The following is a 1,779-nucleotide window of genomic DNA, read 5'->3' as shown; positions in this document are numbered from 1 at the left end:
GTACCGGTGTGCCCCATCTGACGGGCTATCCACTCGATGCTGATCCCCGCCGAGAGCAGTTGGCTTGCATAGGTGTGCCGAAATTGAGATGGCCCCCGATAACGCACCCCAGCAGCCTGACAGAACGGCCTGAAAAACCGCTCACGGAACTCATCAACCGAGGCATAACTGCGCCTTTTGGCGCTGTAGTAAGCCAGCAGGGTGCGTTGTTCACTCATCTGAGTGCGATTGTCCGACCTCGTGACCGTAATCTTCTTAGCCTTACGATGCTCCGCTAGCCTCATCAGGGTTTTGAGAGATCCAACAGCCTGTTCTGACAGCTCTATCGTGCGAATAGATCCCCTGGTTTTGGGCGTTTTGTACTGCCCATCAACCAACGCAAGGTCAACCAATAAGGTCTTCTTGTCGAGATTGACCGCCTCCGCACTGACCGCCATTAACTCACTGATGCGCAGACCCGTAGAGATACCGAGTTGGATGAGTGACACCTCCAGCAAATGGGTGCTTTTCAGGGCGAGAAATGCCTTAATTTCGTATTGATAAAATGGATCAGGTTCGTCCACCTCAAATTTACATTTTTTAATGCCATCCATTGGACTGGTATGAATAACACCATCGCTGACAGCTCGGGCAAAGACTTGCCTCAATATATCCAAATATTGATTGATGGTATTTCCTTTATATTTTTTGGTGCAAAATTTCACTACGAGCAGTTCAAGGTCACTCGCACGATATGACGTCAGCGGTTTATCACCAATCCATTTTATCAACTGTTCTGCTTTACGCTTCGAAATGTCATAGGTTGTCTGCGCATACTGGTATTTTTTGATTTCCAGGTGCTGACGAATAGCTGCCGCCAGTGAATGCTCATCAACAATGACTGAACGCACAGTGTTGTGTTTAGTTTTTTGTTTTTGAACGGTCCTTTTATTGGTTTGTTTGTTCATAATTACCCTCATTACAGTTATAAATACTCCTTCAATTACAAAAACAGCAATAGCAAAACGTGATGCTCACGCATCGATACCGAGAGGGTAATAGTGCACCTAAAAACAGCGATATAAATTACTCTGTGACACTATAAACAGATAAGTTTCACCTCAAAATCCTGTTAATTTGTCAAATGCCAAGTATACATTAGCGATAGCTGATGTCATTTAATCGATATAATCAAATGTTCCCGTCAGATTTTTACTCAACATTGCATCAAGCAAATACCATGTGTTATTCACTTCACCCGAATTTGGGTAATAACAACCCGTTCAGCGTATCGAAGATAGCTGTGATATTGGTGGTATTTTTTAAATCTGAAGGGGTGATAACCCTTGTTTGAACGAGATAAACGTGTCGGTGTGTTCTACGCCATATTCATTTCGTTTCGATCCTTCGTGTTTACTGTCGTTGTTATGTCCTTGTTAGCAGCTTTATCAGCATACTACAACGATTGAGGCCCACCTGTCAATGTGAATGACCCACAAAGAAAAAGAAATGTCAACATGTTTTTATTAGGTTTTTTAAATATTTTCCAGTGCGCTTAAAATCATTATAAATCATGAGGATAGGGCGCTACTCGCCCCATTAAACCGCCGAGAAATGCTCTCATATTGGTTTTTTCATGGGGGGTAGACAGCCCTGTTACCCAAAAAATATGCGTCATCTTTACGGTGATTTTCCCCCTGACAGCAGGTGGTGGGGTATCAGGTCGGTAGGAAGGGATTGGATTTTCTCATTCAGCAGCCTAATGTTCACACGTTTGCCATAGCGGCCAAACGTCAGGCC

General features: G+C 43.9%; 1 protein-coding gene. It reads right to left on the bottom strand.

What is annotated here, in order from left to right:
- On the bottom strand, positions 1–947 hold a 947-nt coding region (locus C3418_RS23435), incomplete at its 3' end, for a site-specific integrase (protein ID WP_258040178.1).
- Positions 948–1,779 lie beyond the last annotated feature (832 nt).

The organism is Aeromonas sp. ASNIH8 (genome assembly GCF_002919855.1).
GTDB lineage: Bacteria > Pseudomonadota > Gammaproteobacteria > Enterobacterales > Aeromonadaceae > Aeromonas > Aeromonas caviae.
Note: the sequence above shows the minus strand (reverse complement) of the source record. Positions and strands in the feature narration are given on the sequence as shown.